Here is an 18,576-nt window from a genome sequence, read left to right as displayed (position 1 = left end):
GTTGAGCCATCGTCAAAAAGCCCGCGTTTCCGACCCGATTTCGCTGCCGGGAGGCGACGGCGCACGCATTCGGCGTCTCGATTCCGACACGGCTGTTCCACCTGTCCGGATTTACGACACATCGCCTGGCACGCCTTCGGCATCAGCGACGGAGACCACCGCACCGTCGTCAACGCCGGTTGGTGCCGCCGACATCCACGAACGTCGCGCCAATCCTCTCGGCAGAGCCGCCACCGCCGGGGTTCCCCGGGCGACCGTAGGCGGGCTGCGGCTCGCCGTGCTCGATCTCGAGCAGACGGCGGACTTCATGATCGACGTGGTGCATCCGTGCCGGCGGATCGGTCGGCCGCTCTACTTGACCTCGGCCAATGGCGAGGTGCTGTCGCGCTGCTCGACCGAGCCGCGGACCGACCGGCTGTTTCGCGCCGCCGATCTGATCAACGCCGATGGCCAGCCGCTGGTCACGATGTCGAAGCTCAAATTGCTGGAGCCGCTTCCAGAACGTGTCGCGACCACTGACCTGTTCCACATCGTGGCGCGCAAGGCGCAAGCCGTCGGGCTGACCTTCTACATGTTTGGCGCCGATGAGGGTGAAAACGAAGCTGCGGTCGCCAATGTCCGCAGCCTGTATCCGAAGCTGAAGATCGTCGGCCATTCGCATGGCTATCTCCGTGGCGAGGCGCTGCGGTCCAAGGTGGATGAAATCAACGCGCTGGCGCCGGATTATCTCTGGGTCGCGCTTGGCGTGCCCTACGAGCAGGCCTTCGTCGAGGAGTTCATGCCGCGGCTCTGCAATGTCGGCGTCATCAAGACCTCGGGAGGATTGTTCAACTTCCTGTCGGGCAGCCGGCCGCGCGCGCCGAACTGGATGCAGAACATCGGACTGGAATGGGCCTGGCGCATTTGGCTCGAACCGCGCCGGTTGTTCTGGCGCTACCTGACCACAAATCCGCGTGCCCTCTATCTGCTGTTCAACCGGACCCGGCCCTCGCTGACCAAGCGGGACTGAGCGCCGCGTGGGGTTGAGTGCGAGGTGCGCACCCCGGTCCAACTGGCCGGAGTTGTCAGTAAGATCAAACCGTGCTTCACGAAGCTCGTTCAATGACCAGAACACAGACCGAGACGGATTGGAGCGCCATTGACGGCGCGACCTCGCCATCGCGCGGGATCGAGACGCAACGCGTCGCAAAGGCTCTCATCAATTGCTCCATCACCATCAACGTGATCATGTCGATGGGGACCTTCAACGCCGCGCTGCTTCCGGTGGAACAGACCTATCTGCAGCAAGCCGTTGCCATGTTGATGTGGGGCTTGCTGATCTACGCAAGCGCGTTTGTGCGTCCCGGGCTGCGGCTGGCCTTCAACCCTGACTCGATCGCAATCGTTGCATTCTACGTCCTTGCCACGATTTCCGTGCTCTGGACCAACCTCGGTCTTGCCGCGATCATGAAAGCTGCGGCGCTTGCGGTAACGACCTTCGGCGCGTTCTGCCTTATCACCCGCGCCGATATCGATGACATCGTCAAATCGACCACGCGAGGCCTGTTTGTACTGGTTGCCGCATCGGCTCTTTGTGCAGTTTTCCTGCCCGATATCGGGGTCGACCAGAGCTGGATGCACAATGGCCAATGGCAAGGCGTCTTCGAATCTAAACAAACGCTGGGCTTTGCCGGGGCGTATCTGATGTTCTTTTCGTGTTATCGAAAGCTAACCGGACAGGGCTGGTTGGCCTTTCTCTTTACCTTCCTGCTCGCCTCGGCCTGCGTCATCGCGTCGGAATCGCGAGGCGCTGGCGCCCTGGCATTGGTCGCTTGCTGCCTGCTCTTCACGTCCCTGTGGTCGATCAGGTGCATGAAGGTCTATGCGGTGTTGCCCGTCGTCATGTGCGTCATGGCCGGCCTCCTGATCCTGTATTTTTACGCGACCGGATACGACGCGATTCATCTGTTTGACGCGACGATCGACTTCACCGAGAGAACCTACATCTGGCAGTACGCAATCGGCCATTTCGACGATGCGCCCTTGCTCGGCTTCGGAATCAACGGATTCTGGACGAACCCGGCGATCTACGATTATTTCGAACAGAACCATGGTTGGGTGCTCGATAACTACCACAATGGTTACATCGCCATTCTCGTCGAAACGGGGTTTCTGGGTTATCTCATCTTCACGGCAAGCGTCGTTCTCTTTTCGAACAAGGTGCTCTACCTGATTTCCGCCCGGGCAATTGACCGTGCCCACTGTGCCCTCATCATAGGGTTTGTCTTTCTTGTCTGTCAGACGAATTTTACCGAGACGACATTTCTCCGGTCGACGATGTTTACGTCGGTGCTGTTCGTCGCCTTCTTCCTCGCGGTCTGCAGGCCGGTGCCGTCGGCAGGTCGTGAGTTGGAGCCGCAATGAAGACGGTCCGCGCACACTGGCCAAGAGCGCTCAATCTGGTTCTGACGTTCCTCCTTGCCGTGCTGGTCTCTCCGGTTCAGGGGGCTGAGCCGCGCCCGTCCCGGGACGTGGCGGCATTGGGACGTGGCATCAACATTCTCGGATACGACGGCATTTGGGAAGGCGCCGCGAATGCGCCGTTCCGCCTCGACAACCTGACCGCAATCCGGAATGCCGGATTCTCGCATGTCAGGATCAATCTCTTCGGCTTCAAGTTCATGAATGCCGAGAACGTTCTGGACGAAGCCGTTCTGAAGCGCCTCGATGCGATTATCGAGGCGGCTCTCGCGCGGCGCCTCACTCCGATCCTCGATGAGCATGATACGGATCTGTGCCAACGCGATGTTCCAGGGTGCACGGAGAAGCTCACATCGTTCTGGAGGCAGGTCGCGTCACGCTATGCGGGGAAATATCCTGCGCTGGTGTTTGAGATTCTTAATGAGCCGGGAGGGCATATGACCTCGGCTGAGTGGAATTCACTGCTCAGTGAATGTCTTGGTATCATCCGGAACACGAATCCCGAACGGCCTGTCATTGTCGCCGCGCTCAACACAGAGGTTGCATCGATCGACGATCTGACGTTGCCGACCGACGACAGAAGGCTCATCGTGACATTTCACTACTACGCGCCGATACGGTTTACCCATCAGGGCGCGCCGTGGTCTTCGACGTTCTCGAAGATCGGGCCACTGGATTGGGGCACGCCGGAGGATGAGGCGAAAGTGATCGCTGATTTCAGCAGAATTCGCCTCTGGTCGGAACGGGAGAAGCGCCCGATTTACCTTGGTGAGTTCGGGGTTTACGAGCGTGCTCCAGCTGACAGCCGTCTAAGATACCTGTCGTTCGTGGCGCGTTGCGCCGACAAATTTGGCTGGGCGTCGGCCTACTGGCAGTTCGACCATGATTTCGCAGCTTTCGACAGTGCCCGTCAAACGTGGAAGCGCGACGTCCTGCAAGCGCTAGTTCCTTTGCGCTGAGGCTGTTGTTGAGTCCGCGCGGGGGCGTCGAGGGTCAGGAGAAAGCCATGCGCTATCTCTTTCTTGGGCGCCATCTGAAGTAGATTTGGCAGCCGGGTATGCTCTCTCTACGGGAGACGGATGGCTCGTCTAAAGGCGATGGGCAGTTTGTGAAGCGCTGCGGGCGTGACCTGATCGTTGCCTATATTTCGTTCGGTTGCATCATTTTCGTCACCGACATTGGTTGCCTCAGTCCTTGTCTCGTGGCAGATGACATGCAATTCTGTGCTGCCGGCAATCCTGTTCGAGAGCAACAAGAACAACAATCACTCTCGTCCCTCCTGCGATGTTGAGGGCTAGATCATGTCGAACCTTAAGCAAACAACCTCTGCCCCGTGGCGGATCGGGGTGTTGTTTTCGCGGACCGGCTTCATGTCGGTCATCGAAGAAACCCAATATCAGGGCACGCAGCTTGCGATCGAGGAGGTCAATGGCGCGGGCGGGGTCTGTGGCCGCGAGCTGGTTCCTGTCGCCTACGACCCGGGTTCGGATTCGGTCGCGTATGGCCACTACGCCAAGCGGCTGATGATCGAGGATCAGGTCAGTACGATCTTCGGCTGCTACACCTCGTCCAGCCGCAAGGCCGTGCTGCCGGTCGTCGAGCGCCTGAACGGCCTGCTCTGGTATCCGACGCTCTACGAAGGTTTCGAGGCCTCGCCAAACGTCATCTACACCGGTGCATCGCCCAACCAGAACAGCCTCGCGCTGTGCCGCTACCTGATGGATACATTTGGGACACGGTTCTACTTCGTCGGGTCGGACTATATCTATCCGCGGGAGTCCAACCGCGTGATGCGCGAATTGCTCAAGGCCAATGCGGGTTCTGTGGTCGGCGAGCGCTACGTCAATGTCCATGCGCGCTGGCAGGATTTCCTGCCGATCATTCAGGACATCAAGCGAGTCAAGCCCGACGTGATCTTTTCGACCGTCGTCGGAGAAGGCACATCCTTTCTCTATCAGGCCTATGCGAATGTCGGGCTCGATCCGAAGCAGATGCCGATCGCGAGCCTGACCACGACCGAAGCCGAAATCGCGGCCATGGGATTCGACGTCGGCGAGGGGCACATCACGGCGGCATCCTACTTTCAGGGTATCGAGGGCAGCGCCAACAACGCGTTCGTGCAGCGCTTCAAGAAGCGATTCGGCTCTGATATCTCGACCAACATGTGCGCCGAGGCCTCCTATTTTCAGCTGCATCTTTTTGCGAAAGCGCTCGAGCAGGTCAATACGCTCGATACGGAAATCCTTCGCTCAATGGTGTTCGGCAGCAGCTTCGACGCGCCCCAGGGCGCGGTCACCGTCAACCCGACGTCGGGCCACACCGACCTGTGGAGCCGCATTGGCTGTGCCAACCACCATGGACAGTTCGATGTTGTCAGCCAGTCGAAAGCGCCGGTGCATGCGGACCCGTTCCTGATCGGGTATGGTCGCGCAACGCAAACAGGAAGCGTCCAATGAACGAAATGTCGCGTAAACCGTCCGTCAACCGGGACCTCGGCGGACGCAAGTCCATGGTGCAGGAGCTCGCTGATCTGTCGGCTGTCGTGGTCGCCCCGGTCGACGATCAGGTCGGCATGTTGCTCCGCGAATTGCAGCGGTTCAGGATGCGCGTTCGGCAGGTCTGGCCAATGCCGGAAAGCGTACCTGCCGATGCGGACGTGGTGTACTGCGAGTATTCGCCGGATCTGGCGCGCCGCCTGCCGTGGATTCCCGGCGACGCGCGTTCGGCGCTGGTCGTCATCCTGCCGGCGACGGAACCCGTGCACGCCGACGCGCTGTGTCACGCGACACCGAACGCGATCCTGTCGCGACCGTTCACGCCTAACGCGGTGCTGTCCAGCCTCGTGCTGGCACGCAGCCAGTTCGGCTACGAGCGGCGGCTTCGCAGCAAGATCGAAAAGCTCGATGACAATCTGCGCTCGATGCGCACGGTGGAGCGTGCCAAGGCCATCCTGATGGCGACGCGGCAGATGCCGGAAACCGAAGCCTATGGTTTTATCCGGCGGCAAGCGATGGATCGCCGGGTGTCGGCGAGTGCAGTCGCCGCGGCGATTGTTGACTCGTTTGAATTGCTTGGTTACGATCATCAACAGTAAGCCCCAATAGCGGGGCCGGCGGCGACAGAGCCGCCTACGACATAACCGGCAACAAAGCCCTCCCAATGCTCGCGTCAGCGCGCATCGGGAGGGCTTTTTGCTTTTCTGATCCTGGAGGACTAACGGATGAGCATATCGAGGCGGACTTTGCTGAGGAATACGGCAGCGCTTGGCGCTTTTGCCGGCGCCGGACTGCCGCACATCTGGAACAAGAACGCCGATCTCACTTATGCCGCCGGCGGTGACATCAAGGTCGGCGTACTGTTCTCGCTGACCGGCGGTCTCTCGATCATCGAAAAATCGCTGCACGATGCCACCATGATGGCGATCAGCGAGATCAACGCCGCCGGTGGCGTCAAAGGGATGAAGATCTCCGCGATCGCCGAGGACGGCGCGTCCGATCCGAAGACCTACAACGAAAAGGCATCGAAACTCGTCATCCAGGACAAGGTGCCGACCGTGTTTGGCTCCTACACGTCGGCGAGCCGCAAGGCGGTGCTGCCGGTGTTCGAGAAGCGCAACAATCTCTATTTTTATCCGACCTATTATGAGGGCTTCGAGTGTTCCAAGAACGTCGTCTACACCGGTGCCGTTCCGAACCAGCAGCTTTCCAACTTCATCCCGTGGATCATCAAGACGCTGGGTAAGAAGAAGTTCTTCATCGTCGGATCGAACTACATCTATCCGCGCGAGATGGCCAAGGTGTCGAAGATCCTGATCGAGAAGAACGGTGGCGAATGGATCGCTGACGAGTATCTCGAACTTGGCCACTCCGAGTGGGGCTCGATGGTCAACAAGATCAAGGGTTCCGGCTGCGATGTCGTGCTGTCTAACGTGGTCGGCGACTCCGTGGTGGCGTTCTACCGCGAATACAAGAACCAGGGCCTGACCCACGACAAGCTGCCGATCTGCGCAACCGTGACCTCCGAGATCGAAATTGCTGCGATGGGCGCTGAATATGCCGTCGGCAGCTACACCTCGTTCCCGTACTTCCAGGCGATCGACACCGACCGTAACAAGGCCTTCGTCGAGCGTTACCGCGCCTTCGTCAAGGACCCGAAGGCCGTGACCCATCACGCGCTGGAATCGTCCTACTTCCAGGTATTCCTCTGGAAACAGGCGGTCGAGAAGGCTGCCGAGATCACGCCGGCTGCGATCCGCGATGCGGTGAAAGGGCAGGAGTTCGACGCCCCGAACGGCCACGTCAAGATCGATCCGGATAACCTCCACACCTACCTGACGCCCCGCATCGCGCAGTGGCTCCCCGATGGGCAAGGCAAGATCATCGACGCCTACAAGGAGCCGACGATCCCGTTGCCCTATGTCGCCTATGGCGAGACCCCGACCAACCTGTTCTGCACAGGCAAGGGGCTCGATACGGTCAAGCTGAAAACCTGACGGCGGCAAAGATCATCCACCGCGCCATCTCCCGCGCGGTGGATGACGGGACGACATCATGCTCGAAGTCCTATTCATCGGTTTAAGCCTGGGGTCGATCCTCCTTCTGGTCGCCCTTGGTCTTGCGATTACCTATGGTGCCATGGGCGTCATCAACATGGCGCATGGCGAGATGGTCATGGTCGGCGCCTATGTCACGGTGCTCTCGGGCATCTGGCTCGGCACCAACATCTTCGTCGCCATTCCGCTGGCGTTCATTGTCACGGCTCTGCTCGGACTCCTGATCGAGCGCGTGGTGGTACGCAAGCTGTACGGCCGCCTGCTCGACACGTTGCTGGCGACGTGGGGGATCGCGATCCTGATCCAGCAGGCGGTGCGGCTCGAATTCGGCCTGTCCTTCCTCGGCATCCACGTTCAGGGCCTCGGCCCCGGCCTGCAGAACGTCAGCGTACCGTCGTTCCTGCAGGGTACGTTTTCGATCCTCGGCGCCGACATCAACCGCTACCGCACCTTCATCATTCTGGTCACCGCGATCCTTGCGCTCATGACGTGGTTTATCATCTACCGAACTGCGATCGGCATGCAGGTGCGCGCGATCATCCGAAATCCGAAGATGGCAGCGGCCTGCGGCATCGATGTAAGCCGCGTCAACGCGCTGACCTTTGCGTTCGGCTCGGGGCTTGCCGGCGTTGCCGGCGTCATGATGTCCGGCTTCAAGACAGTGTTTCCCGACATGGGCACGTCGATGGTGGTTGACGGCTTCCTGGTGGTCGTCATGGGCGGCGTCGGCAGTCTGCTCGGATCGGTGCTCTCCGCCGGCATCCTCGGCGAGATCAACGGGCTGGTCGCCGCGGCGACCAACGACATCCTGGCGCGTGCCGTGGTCTTCGGCGTCGTCATCGCCATCATCGTACTCAGGCCGAAGGGCCTGTTCGCCCTGAAAGGCCGGTGATGACGCTAACACCGAGGCGCCGTATCGACTGGGCGATCTACGCTACGTTCGTCGTTCTGTTGATGATCCTGCCGCTTGTCATGGATGCGTTCTGGCTCAATCGCGCCGCCAAATATCTCGTGTACGGGATAGTCGGCGTCGCGGTGGCGCTGTCCTGGGGCTATGCCGGCATTCTCAATCTGGGGCAGGGGCTGTTCTTCGGTGCCGGCGCCTACATGCTCGCGATGTCGCTGAAGCTTGCGAGCCCCACCAGTCTGCAGCAGGGCTCCGACAAGCCGGTGCCCGATTTCATGCTGTGGAATGCCGAGCCGGGCGCGCGAACCGAACTGTGCTGTATCACCAAGGCGTCCTTCCTCTGGCTGCCGTTCCAGAGCCAGTGGTTCGGCGTAGCGATGGGCCTCATCCTTCCGGTGCTGCTTGCGCTGCTCCTTGGCACCATCGTGTTCCGCAAGCGGATCTCCGGCGTGTTCGTGTCCATCATCACGCTGGCGCTGGTACTGCTCGTGCGTCTTGTTGTGATCGATGCCCAGCCGGTCACCAACGGTTTCAATGGCCTGACGGACCTCGGCTGGTTCAAGGTCGCGGGCTTTGAATTCGACCCCTATATCGTTCCCACCTATTACCTCGTCGCGGTATCGCTCAGCCTCGTGCTTATCGGCGCACGGCTCCTGATCGACACCCGCGCAGGCCTGATCCTGCAGGCGGTGCGGGACGATCAGAACCGGGCGCGCTACCTCGGCTTCGACGTGACAGCCTACCAGACCTTCTTCTTCGCGGTCTCGGCGGCGATCACGGGGTTTGCCGGCATGCTCTACGTGATCGTGTCGGAGTTCGCCTCGCCGACCTTCATGGACCTCTCCTTCTCCATCACCATGGTGGTTTGGGCCGCGGTTGGCGGACGCTCCTCGATTCTCGGCGCCTGCATTGGCGCGATCCTGATCAACACCATCTCCGCGACTGTCAGCGAAACCGAAGGATTCGCCGAAGCCTGGAAAGCCATCATCGGTCTGATCTTCGTGCTGGTCGTGCTTTACCTGCCCCGGGGCCTCGGCGGCCTCGCCCACGACCTGGTCGATCGTGTGCTGGCGTGGAAGTCCAGGACTTCACCCAACCCGACGCGGGTGGGCGATACGTCCTCGCAGTTGGCGGAGTAGGCGATGGGACAGGTAGCCCTCACGGTCGATGGACTTGGCGTCGATTTCGAAGGTTTCAAGGCCGTCAATGGCGTGACCATGACGATCGACGAAGGCGAATTGCGCGTGTTGCTCGGTGCCAATGGCGCCGGCAAGACCACGCTGATGGATCTGATTTCTGGCAAGACCAAATCGACCTCCGGTCGCGTATTCCTGCACGATACCGACATCACCAACTGGGAAGAGCACAAGATCGCGCGTGCGGGAATCGGCCGCAAGTTCCAGATTCCGAGCGTGTTCAAGGAGCTTACGGTTCGCCGCAATCTCGAGGTCGCGAGCTGCAGGAATCCGGGGGTGTTCGCCAACCTGCGCTTCGGCTTCGGTGCGGAAGCCGAACGCATCGTTGACGAGGTGATCGAGCTGGTCGGTCTGACCGAGGAGGCCGACCATGTTGCAGCCTATCTCAGCCATGGCCAGACTCAGTGGCTCGAGCTCGGGCTGCTGATTACCCAGAACCCCAAGATCATCCTGCTTGATGAGCCGACCGCCGGGATGACGCAGGCCGAGACGCACAAGACCTCGCTGATCGTCAACAACCTCAGGGGCCGCCACACCATCGTGGTGGTTGAGCACGACATGGCCTTCGTGCGCGAAATCGCCGAGCGGATCACGGTTCTGCATCTCGGACAGGTATTGGCTGAGGGCAATGTCGAGGAGATCGAGAAGAATCCAAAGGTCCGTGAGGCCTATCTGGGATCGAAGGGGATTTCCTGATGCTGGCCTTCGCGCATGTCGACAGCTTCTATGACCGCAGCCACATCCTTCACGACGTCTGTCTCGACGTGCCTGAAGGCAGGATCACCGCGGTGCTCGGTCGTAACGGCACCGGTAAGACGACGCTGCTCAAGACGTTGATGGGCTTGACCGACCGCATGAGGGGCGAGATCCGCCTTGATGCGATGGATCTCGGCAAGCTGCCGACGTTCCGGCGCGCGCGGGCCGGTATCGCCTATGTGCCGCAGGGGCGCGAGATCATCCCGGATTTCTCGATTCGCGAGAACATCCTGATGGGCTCTTTCGCGCGGGCCGACGGCGGGCGCGAGATTCCGCCTCTGGTCGCCGAGCTGTTCCCGTATTTGATGAACAATCTCAACCGCAATGGTGGCGTGCTCTCCGGCGGCCAGCAGCAGCAGCTCGCGATTGCCCGGGCACTTGCCGCGGATCCGAAGATCGTCCTGCTCGACGAGCCGAACGAAGGCATCCAGCCGTCGATCGTCGAGGATATCGAGAACGTCATCATTCAGCTCAACCGCGATTTCGGGATCACCGTTATTCTGGTCGAGCAAAATGTCTCGTTTGTTCGCCGTGCAGCTCATCGCTTCGCCATGATGGAGAAGGGACGCGTCGTGGCATCGGGCGATATTGGCGAGCTCAGCGATGCGCTGGTTCATCGTCACATGGCGGTGTGACCAACGGCATCGAAGAGCAGTAAGTAGCGGTGCATGAGGAGTGGCACCGGGAGTTTGTGACGAAAAACAAGGAGAGCGATATGCTGCACGGTGATATTTCTTCCAGCAAGGACACGGTCGGCGTTGCCGTGGTCAATTACAAGATGCCGCGCCTGCACACCAAGGCCGAGGTGCTGGATAATGCGCGCAACATCGCCAAGATGGTCGAGGGCATGAAGCTCGGCCTGCCGGGCATGGATCTCGTGATCTTCCCGGAATACTCGACCCATGGCATCATGTACGACTCCAAGGAGATGTACGAGACGGCGTCGTCGGTGCCGGGTGAGGAGACCCGCATCTTCGCCGACGCCTGCCGCAAGTCACGGGTCTGGGGCGTGTTCTCGCTGACCGGCGAGCGTCACGAGGAGCACCCCAACAAGGCGCCGTACAACACGCTGATCCTGATGAACGACAAGGGCGAGATCGTCCAGAAGTATCGCAAGATCATGCCCTGGGTGCCGATCGAGGGCTGGTATCCCGGCGATTGCACTTACGTCTCGGAAGGGCCGAAGGGCCTGAAGATCAGCCTGATCATCTGCGACGACGGCAACTATCCGGAGATCTGGCGTGACTGCGCAATGCGCGGCGCCGAGCTGATCGTCCGCTGCCAGGGCTACATGTATCCGGCCAAGGAGCAGCAGATCCAGATATCGAAGTCGATGGCGTGGGCAAACAACTGCTATGTGGCGGTTGCCAACGCCTCAGGCTTCGACGGTGTCTATTCCTACTTCGGCCACTCGGCGATCATCGGCTTCGACGGCCGGACGCTCGGCGAGTGCGGCACGGAGGACAACGGCATCCAGTATGCGCAGCTCTCGGTGTCGCTGATCCGCGACGCGCGCCGCAACATGCAATCGCAGAACCATCTCTTCAAGCTGGTGCATCGCGGCTACACCGGCCTGATCAACTCCGGCGAAGGGGATCGCGGCCATGCCGTCTGTCCCTACACATTCTACAAGAACTGGATCGCGGACCCCGAGGGCACGCGGGAAATGGTCGAGGCCATGACCCGTCCGACCGTCGGAACCGACGAATGTCCGATCGAGGGCATTCCGAACCAGAAGGTTGCACACCGCTGATCGGGAAGGGGCGACCTGCGCCGGCGCGTTGTTCCGCGTCGGCGCGGCTTGGATGTTTTCACACAGGGGGAATTGGGGATTACCATGAGCAGTGAAGCGAACAGCAATATCGTTCACCAGGCCGAGGGGCAGATCGAAGAGCTGCTCGGCCATGAGTTCGAGCACGAGCCGGTGCCGATCAGCGCCCGGCGCAGTGCGTTCTCGGTCACCATGGTGTGGCTGGGTTTTCCCATGATCATCACCGGTGCGATGACCGGATCGCTGCTGGTGCTGGGCATGGGCTTCAAGAACGCGCTCGCCGCGATGATCATCGGCAACGTGATCATGTTCGCCTATGTCGGCGCGCTCGGCCTGATCGGTTCAAGGCGCGGCATGAACTTCGCGCTGATCGCGAGCATCGTGTTCGGCAGGAAAGGCTATGTGCTGGCGTCCGGCCTGCTGTCGACCCTGCTGCTCGGCTGGTACGCGGTGCAGACCGGTATCACCGGGGCCCTGATCTCCTCGACCTATGGCCTGAACTACGTGGCGATGACCATCGTCGCGGGCGTGCTCTATATCGGCATCACCTTTGTCGGGGTGAGGGGATTGCACTGGATCGGGTTGGCGTCGGTGCCGCTATTCGTCGTGCTGGGAATCTGGGTCGCGGCCGACGCGGCTTCGACCACGACTACTTCCGCGGTGTTCGGCTATGCCGGCAATAATGGCGTCGCGACGATGTCGATGGGCGTCGGGCTCACGGTGGTGCTCGCGCTGTTCATCGACGCCGGTACGGTGACGGCGGACTTCAATCGCTGGGCGCCGAGTTCGCAGGCCTCGCTTGCCGCCACCTTTAGCGCATTTCCGTTCGCCAATCTGGTTGCGATGCTGGTGGGTGGCGTGATGACCGCCGCACTTGCCGTGCCGAACGCCAATCCGTTCGGGGTCGACAACATGTTCGGCTACATGAACGGCAAGCAGCTGACCTGGCTCAGCATCCTCGCGTTCATCTTCCTCTACGCCAATCTCGGCTCGGTCTGCTCGCACTGCCTGTACAACGCGGCGACCGGCTGGTCGCGCATCCTCGGCACCAACATGCGGTTGATGGCTGTCGTGCTCGGCGCCATCGGCATCGTCGTGGCGGCGGGCAACGTCTGGGCGTTTTTCATCCAGTGGCTGTCGCTGCTCGGCGTCCTGGTGCCGCCGATCGGGGCGATCATCCTGGTCGATCAATACCTGTTGCGCGCCAACGCGCGGGCGGACGTGGATTGGCGGGCGAAGCCCTTCATTGCCTGGGGCATCGGATCGCTATGTGCGCTTGCGGTTGAAAATCTGATGCCGGGGCTCTCCACTGCGATTTCGGCCGCGCTGGTCGCCGGCCTCGTTTATCTCGCGATCGCGCGGGTGGACAGCTCGACGGAGAAAGTGGCGAGGGCCGCATGAGCAGCTGCTGCGATCAAGCAAGAGGGATGCATCGATGAGCGTCGACTATCAGATCTATGATCTCGGGAATTTGGCCTTGCAGCGCGGCGCCACCATCCGCGACTGCAAGCTCGCTTGCAAGACCTTCGGTCAGCTCAATGCAGCCAAGGACAATGTGATCGTCTACCCGACCTGGTACTCCGGTCAGCACTACGACAATGAATGGCTGATCGGGCCGGGCATGGCGCTCGATCCCACAAAATACTTCATCATCATCCCCAATATGTTCGGCAACGGCCTGTCGTCGTCGCCGAGCAATACACCCGAGCCCTATAATGGGCCGCGCTTTCCGCAAGTGACGGCCACCGACAATGTCCGCGCCCAGCATCGGCTGGTTACCGAGAAATTCGGCATCAAGCACATCCGCCTTGTGGTGGGATGGTCGATGGGCGCGTTGCAAACCTTTCATTGGGGCGCGCTCTACCCTGATATGATGGACCTGCTGGCGCCATTCTGCGGTTCTGCGAAATGCTCGCGCCACAACTTCGTGTTCCTCGAAGGCGTCAAGGCGGCGCTGACCGCGGATGCGGCGTGGAAGGAGGGCTGGTACACCGAAAAGCCGGCGCGCGGCCTGCGCGCCGCCGCACGGGTCTATGCCGGTTGGGGCTTCTCGCAGGCGTTCTACCGCGAGCAGCTCGACATCAAGACGCTGGGCTATTCCTCGCTGGAGGATTTCCTGGTTGCCTTCTGGGAGGGCTTCTTCCTGCCAAAGGATCCCAACAACCTCCTGACCATGCTGTGGACCTGGCAGAACGGCGACATCAGCGACAACGAGATCTACAAGCGGGAGTTCAAGGCGGCGCTCGGCGCCATCAAGGCCAAGACCTACGTCATGCCGGGACAGACCGATCTCTATTTCCCGCCCGAGGACAGCAAGTTCGAGGTCGCGAACATGCCGAACGCAAAGTTCGAGCCGGTGCCGTCGATCTGGGGGCATTTCGCCGGCGGGCCGGGGACGAACCCGGTTGACGTCGCCTTCATCGATGCCAAGCTCAAGGAGCTGCTCGCATCGTGATGTCGATCGGTTGCGAATGGCTGCCTGCGCGATCAAGGGGGGCGTGAGCTTGTCCAACCCCGCTCTGCTGCTCGACCAATACCGCATCCCTGATGAGCCATACTACCGGCCGCTCAGGGATGAGGTCGAATTGTTCGGCGCGGCCTATGTCAGCCGTATGCCGGTGATGCTGAAGGGGCCCACCGGCTGTGGCAAGACTCGTTTCATCGAGTACATGGCTTGGCGGCTCGGGCGTCCGCTCATCACGGTGGCCTGTCACGAGGACATGACGGCGGCGGATCTGGTCGGACGCTGGCTGCTCGATGCCCAGGGAACGGTGTGGAGTGACGGGCCGCTCACCACGGCGGTCCGCCTTGGCGCAATTTGCTATCTGGATGAGATCGTGGAAGCACGTCAGGACACCACCGTCGTTATCCATCCGCTGACCGACGACCGTCGCGTGCTGCCGCTGGAAAAGCGCGGCGAGTTGATCCACGCCCATTCCGATTTCCAGCTCGTGATCTCCTACAATCCCGGCTACCAGAGCGCGATCAAGGATCTCAAGGAATCCACCAAGCAGCGCTTCGCGGCGCTCGATTTCGATTATCCCGACCATTCGGCGGAAACCGAGGTGGTATCGCGAGAGGCCAGCATCGATCCCAGGATTGCTGATCTGCTGGTGAAGATTGCGCAGCATAGCCGCAACCTGAAAGGGCAAGGGCTGGACGAGGGGGCATCGACCCGGATGCTGGTCAATGCCGGCCGGCTGATCGGGAACGGTATCAGCCTCGAAAAAGCCTGCGAGACCACGATCGTCGTTCCCCTGACCGATGATGCGGACACCAGGAACACGTTGCGGGATGTGATTTCGGCCTGTGCGTAAATGGAAGCTTCCTTGTGGCGGTCGCGCAAATCAGTTCGCTCGATAGTATCAGCTCCGGCCGCCGGCTTGCGGCGCTGTTGCGCGGCCACGACGATGTAGGTTCGGCCGTGCAGGCGGTGCGGGCTGCATTGCAGCGCCGGCCTGCGCCGTTCGATCGCATCGCGGCCTGGGACGAGACCGTGCACGGCCTGTTCGAGGCCAATCTCGGCGAGGTCGTGGTCCTGGGCTTTCTACGGCTGTCGGAGCAATGGCCGGCAGAGAGATCGGCCGAAGATCTGATCGCGATCGGGTGTGGCGTCAGGGACATCGGCCGCAGCGCCGGAAGCCGCGTCGCGCATGCGTTGCTGACCGAATTGTCCAAGGTGCTGCCGCGGCTCGGGAGCGCGGGCGACTTGACGGCCGTTCTTGCCGCGCTGTGCCAACTCGCCGACGCAGGACCCGAATCTGTCGGTCTCGCCATCGGCCGGCTGGAGCAGCTGCTGGCACACGCCGGTGCCGAGGATTTTTCAGCCTGGATTTCCGCCGGCCTGCGCGCGACCGGCGGCCGTGCGGTGCGGCGGCGGGCTTATTTCGCGCTCGATGACGCGCTCTCGGCACGGTTGTTTACGCTCGGTCGGACAGGCGATGATTTCGCGCGGTTGGAAAAGCGGCTCGCCGCGACCATGCTAGCCTTGTGGAACAAGAAGGTGCGCTTTCGCAAGCTCGCGATTGCCCCGACGCCGGTGCCGCGACGGACCTCGCTCGCAGCCGGCCTCATTGGCTTGCCGGCGACGTTTCCCGGCTTCGAGGGCGAGCAGGCGGATGCGATCTATCTCGCGGCTGCTGCGCATGCCGGGGCGCATCTCGCTCATTCCGTCGTCCGCTTTCCCGTCGGCCGGCTGAAGGCGCTGCAGCTCGCGCTGGTCTCGCTGGTCGAGGATGCCAGGGTCGAGGCGCTGGCGCTCCGCGACATGCCCGGCTTGCGCCGACTTTGGTTGCCTTTTCACACCGTGACGCCGTCCGTGCAAGCAACCGCAGCGGGACTGATGATGCGGCTGGCACGCGCGCTGATCGATCCGGACTATCGGGATTCCGACGCGTGGGTCGGTAAGGGACGAACGCTGTTTGCCGCCGCCTCGGACCGCTGGGCCGATCCCGCGATCAGCCGCGAGATCGGCGGACTGCTCGGCAACGACATCGGACAGATGCGGCTGCAGTTCAACGCCAAGAACTACGTCGTCGAACCCGCCTATCGCGACGACAATCTGGCGCTGTGGGATTTCGGCGACCAACCCGACGCTCCGGCCGAGACGATCGAACTCGCGGTCGATTCTGTGCGGATCGAACGGCGCGACGATGCGGACGGACATTCCTCCGATGACAACGCGAGGCCGGACGAGACGCTGCGCGCGCGAGCGAGCGCGATGACGCTGCTGGATGGCCTTCCGGTCGCAACCTATCCGGAATGGGACTATGCTGCGGGCATCGAGCGGATCGACTGGACGACCATCCTGGAAGCGGACGCCGCCGCTTTCGCAACGCCTTTCGATCCGCCGGTGGATACCGACGCGATGCGCAGGGTCACGAAACTGACTCGCGATGCCTCGATCGGCCGACGCCTTCGCCACAAGGGCCAACCCGACGGTGAAGTGATCGACATCGATGCTGCGATCGCACTGACGATCGAGCGGCGTGCCGGATATGTCAGCGAGCCAAGGGTCTACCAGCGCGATGCGCCGGGGCCGCGCGATCTCGCCATTCTGCTGCTGATGGACCTGTCGCAATCGACCGCCGATCGCGATCGCGCTGGCCGAACCATTCTCGATGTCGAGTGCAAGGCGGCTGCGATCATGGCGGCGGCGGTGGAGGCCGCCCATGACGCGATCGCGGTGCACGGCTTCAATTCGGACGGCCGCGAACGCGTGCGCTATCTGCGCATCAAGAGTTTTGACGAGCCGATGGACGCGGTGGTGCGTGCGCGCCTCGCCGGACTTGGCAGCAGCCATTCGACGCGGCTCGGCGCGGCATTGCGCCACGCGGGCAGCTACCTCGCGCAGCGCCGTGCGTTCCGGAAGGTATTGGTGGTACTGACCGACGGCGAGCCTTCGGATATCGATGTACCGGACCCGCGGTATCTGACCGAAGACGCCCGTCGGGCCGCCCAGCAGCTGCGGCGGCGCGGGATCGATATTTTCGCGTTCGGCATGGGCGGCGGCGACTTTCAGCAGCTCGACCGTATTTTCGGCGAGCGCTATTCGCTTCGCGTGCGACGTATCGAGGTGCTGCCGCAGCGGGTGATGCAGCTCTACACGGAACTGAAGAAATAGATGGCGCCGCGCGATCAGTCTGCGCCTGCGGGCTCCGCAAAGGCGAGCAGCTGTCGCGCCAGCGCAGCGCCGACCGTCGCGACGACCGCCATCGCAAGCGCCCAGCTGACGAACAACTGGTGGCCGATCAACGCGCCGCTCAGGAGCGGAGCGCTGATACTGGCGCCCGACATCAGCGATTGATTGAGGCCCATGATCATGCCCTGACGGTTGATCGCGGTGCTGCGGGAAAGTTCAGCCGTCAGCGTGCTGCGGGCGAACATGGTGCCGACGATGATCAGCGTCAGGAACCCGACGAGCAGGCTGATCCGGTTTCCGATCGCAAGCCCCATGAATCCAAGGCCCATGCTGGCGAACGCCACAGTCACGATATTGCGGTCGGAGACCAACAGATTGGCGCGCGCGATCAGGAAGCCCTGGACGACCATGTTGATGAAGCCGGCATAGGCGAACATCCAACCGAGCTCGCGGGCGCCGAACGGATGCCCGTCCCAACTGAACCGCGCCGACAGGAACAGGCCGATCTGCGACAGGAACATCGAGTTGACGAAAAAGAACACAATGAGCAGACAGAGCAGGCGCCACGCATAGCGCATCTCGAGCATCGTACGCGCCAGTGTCGGCTCAGGCACCCGCTGCTGGTAGAGCGGCTCGGAGGCCGGGTGATCCGGCGACAGGAGGCCGATCGTGGCGAGGATGCTGACCAGCGACAGTGCGGCTGCCGCCCACACCGGCGCGGTGTCGCCGTAATGGACGAGAAGGCCCGAGAGCGCGGGGCCAACCAGCAATCCGGTTCCAATCGCTCCGCTGGTCATGCCGAGCGCCTGCTTGCGGGTCGACGGCGCACTGTGCTCGGCCGCATAGGCGTGGGCCACCGAGATGTTGCCGGACGTCAGCCCGTCGATGATGCGGGCGAGAAACACCAGCGTCAGGCTATCAGCCAGGGCGAGCAGCACGAAGCCGACGAAGGTTCCGATCTGGCTGACGACCAGCACTTTCCGGCGGCCGTAGCGGTCGGAGAGGATGCCGACCACGGGACCGGCGATGAGCTGGCAAACCGCATAGACCGAGATCAGCGCGCCGATCAGGAATGGCGTTGCACCGAGCCGCTGCGAATAGAACGGCAGCAGGGGCAGGATGATCCCCATTCCGGTCGCATCCACGGCCACGACGATAAAGGTCGGGACCAGCGCCAGAGTGCCCTCGCCGGGGAATTCCTCGCGTGCCTCGGTCGTGGAGCCCGCGTCCATACTGCATTGTCCCCGTTCGCTTTTTCGTGATCGTCTGTGCCGATTATATAGTTGGAGCCTA

At 61.8% G+C, this 18,576-nt stretch carries 16 protein-coding genes; 15 read left to right on the top strand and 1 reads right to left on the bottom strand.

Annotated features, from left to right (window positions below; genetic code table 11):
• Positions 1–193 precede the first annotated feature (193 nt).
• The 15 genes from UP09_RS18995 (at position 194) to UP09_RS18925 (ending at position 17,265) form a co-directional block, all read left to right on the top strand.
• Positions 194–1,009: a WecB/TagA/CpsF family glycosyltransferase gene (locus UP09_RS18995; RefSeq protein WP_044539950.1), complete on the top strand. Its 816-nt coding sequence runs from the start codon at positions 194–196 to the stop codon at positions 1,007–1,009.
• 92 nt (positions 1,010–1,101) lie between these two features.
• A complete protein-coding gene (locus UP09_RS18990; RefSeq protein ID WP_044539789.1) occupies positions 1,102–2,403 on the top strand; it encodes an O-antigen ligase family protein in 1,302 nt (433 codons plus the stop codon).
• Positions 2,400–3,419 carry a glycoside hydrolase family 5 protein gene (locus UP09_RS18985; protein WP_044539788.1) on the top strand — a complete coding sequence of 340 codons (1,020 nt, stop codon included), beginning with the start codon at positions 2,400–2,402 and terminating at the stop codon, positions 3,417–3,419. The genes UP09_RS18990 and UP09_RS18985 overlap by 4 nt, the downstream gene beginning before the upstream one ends.
• A gap of 342 nt (positions 3,420–3,761) precedes the next feature.
• Positions 3,762–4,916, top strand: coding sequence for a transporter substrate-binding domain-containing protein (locus UP09_RS18980; protein ID WP_044539787.1), 1,155 nt, complete (start codon positions 3,762–3,764; stop codon positions 4,914–4,916).
• Positions 4,913–5,554 carry an ANTAR domain-containing response regulator gene (locus UP09_RS18975; RefSeq protein ID WP_044539786.1) on the top strand — a complete coding sequence of 214 codons (642 nt, stop codon included), beginning with the start codon at positions 4,913–4,915 and terminating at the stop codon, positions 5,552–5,554. The genes UP09_RS18980 and UP09_RS18975 overlap by 4 nt, the downstream gene beginning before the upstream one ends.
• A 126-nt stretch (positions 5,555–5,680) precedes the next feature.
• On the top strand, positions 5,681–6,952 hold the full coding sequence (locus UP09_RS18970) for an ABC transporter substrate-binding protein (protein ID WP_044539785.1): 1,272 nt from the start codon (positions 5,681–5,683) through the stop codon (positions 6,950–6,952).
• 58 nt (positions 6,953–7,010) lie between these two features.
• On the top strand, positions 7,011–7,904 hold the full coding sequence (gene urtB / locus UP09_RS18965; protein ID WP_044539784.1) for an urea ABC transporter permease subunit UrtB: 894 nt from the start codon (positions 7,011–7,013) through the stop codon (positions 7,902–7,904).
• A 62-nt stretch (positions 7,905–7,966) separates the two neighbouring features.
• Positions 7,967–9,058 carry an urea ABC transporter permease subunit UrtC gene (urtC, locus tag UP09_RS18960; protein ID WP_156164679.1) on the top strand — a complete coding sequence of 364 codons (1,092 nt, stop codon included), beginning with the start codon at positions 7,967–7,969 and terminating at the stop codon, positions 9,056–9,058.
• 3 nt (positions 9,059–9,061) lie between these two features.
• Positions 9,062–9,811 carry an urea ABC transporter ATP-binding protein UrtD gene (gene urtD / locus UP09_RS18955; RefSeq protein WP_044539782.1) on the top strand — a complete coding sequence of 250 codons (750 nt, stop codon included), beginning with the start codon at positions 9,062–9,064 and terminating at the stop codon, positions 9,809–9,811.
• Positions 9,811–10,506 (top strand): urea ABC transporter ATP-binding subunit UrtE, encoded by a 696-nt coding sequence (urtE, locus tag UP09_RS18950; RefSeq protein WP_044539781.1) that lies wholly within the window; start codon positions 9,811–9,813, stop codon positions 10,504–10,506. Before urtD ends, urtE begins: the two co-directional genes overlap by 1 nt.
• 80 nt (positions 10,507–10,586) lie before the next feature.
• Positions 10,587–11,624, top strand: a complete 1,038-nt coding sequence (locus UP09_RS18945; RefSeq protein ID WP_044539780.1) for an aliphatic amidase — start codon at positions 10,587–10,589, stop codon at positions 11,622–11,624.
• A gap of 84 nt (positions 11,625–11,708) precedes the next feature.
• Positions 11,709–13,043 carry a purine-cytosine permease family protein gene (locus UP09_RS18940; protein ID WP_044539779.1) on the top strand — a complete coding sequence of 445 codons (1,335 nt, stop codon included), beginning with the start codon at positions 11,709–11,711 and terminating at the stop codon, positions 13,041–13,043.
• A gap of 34 nt (positions 13,044–13,077) precedes the next feature.
• Positions 13,078–14,097, top strand: coding sequence for an alpha/beta fold hydrolase (locus UP09_RS18935; RefSeq protein ID WP_044539778.1), 1,020 nt, complete (start codon positions 13,078–13,080; stop codon positions 14,095–14,097).
• Between the two features lie 16 nt (positions 14,098–14,113).
• Complete coding sequence (locus UP09_RS18930) at positions 14,114–14,959, top strand: CbbQ/NirQ/NorQ/GpvN family protein (protein WP_044539777.1); 846 nt, start codon at positions 14,114–14,116, stop codon at positions 14,957–14,959.
• A 14-nt stretch (positions 14,960–14,973) separates the two neighbouring features.
• Complete coding sequence (locus UP09_RS18925; RefSeq protein WP_052833135.1) at positions 14,974–17,265, top strand: nitric oxide reductase activation protein NorD; 2,292 nt, start codon at positions 14,974–14,976, stop codon at positions 17,263–17,265.
• Positions 17,266–17,279: 14 nt separating this feature from the next.
• Here UP09_RS18925 and UP09_RS18920 read toward each other — a convergent pair whose 3' ends face one another.
• Entirely contained in the window at positions 17,280–18,515 is a 1,236-nt protein-coding gene (locus UP09_RS18920) for an MFS transporter (RefSeq protein ID WP_044539776.1), read from the bottom strand.
• Positions 18,516–18,576: the final 61 nt, after the last annotated feature.

This window comes from Bradyrhizobium sp. LTSP885, from assembly GCF_000938305.1.
Lineage (GTDB): Bacteria > Pseudomonadota > Alphaproteobacteria > Rhizobiales > Xanthobacteraceae > Bradyrhizobium.
The sequence above is the reverse complement of the archived record's forward strand: the minus strand, read 5'-3'. Positions and strand labels throughout refer to the sequence as shown.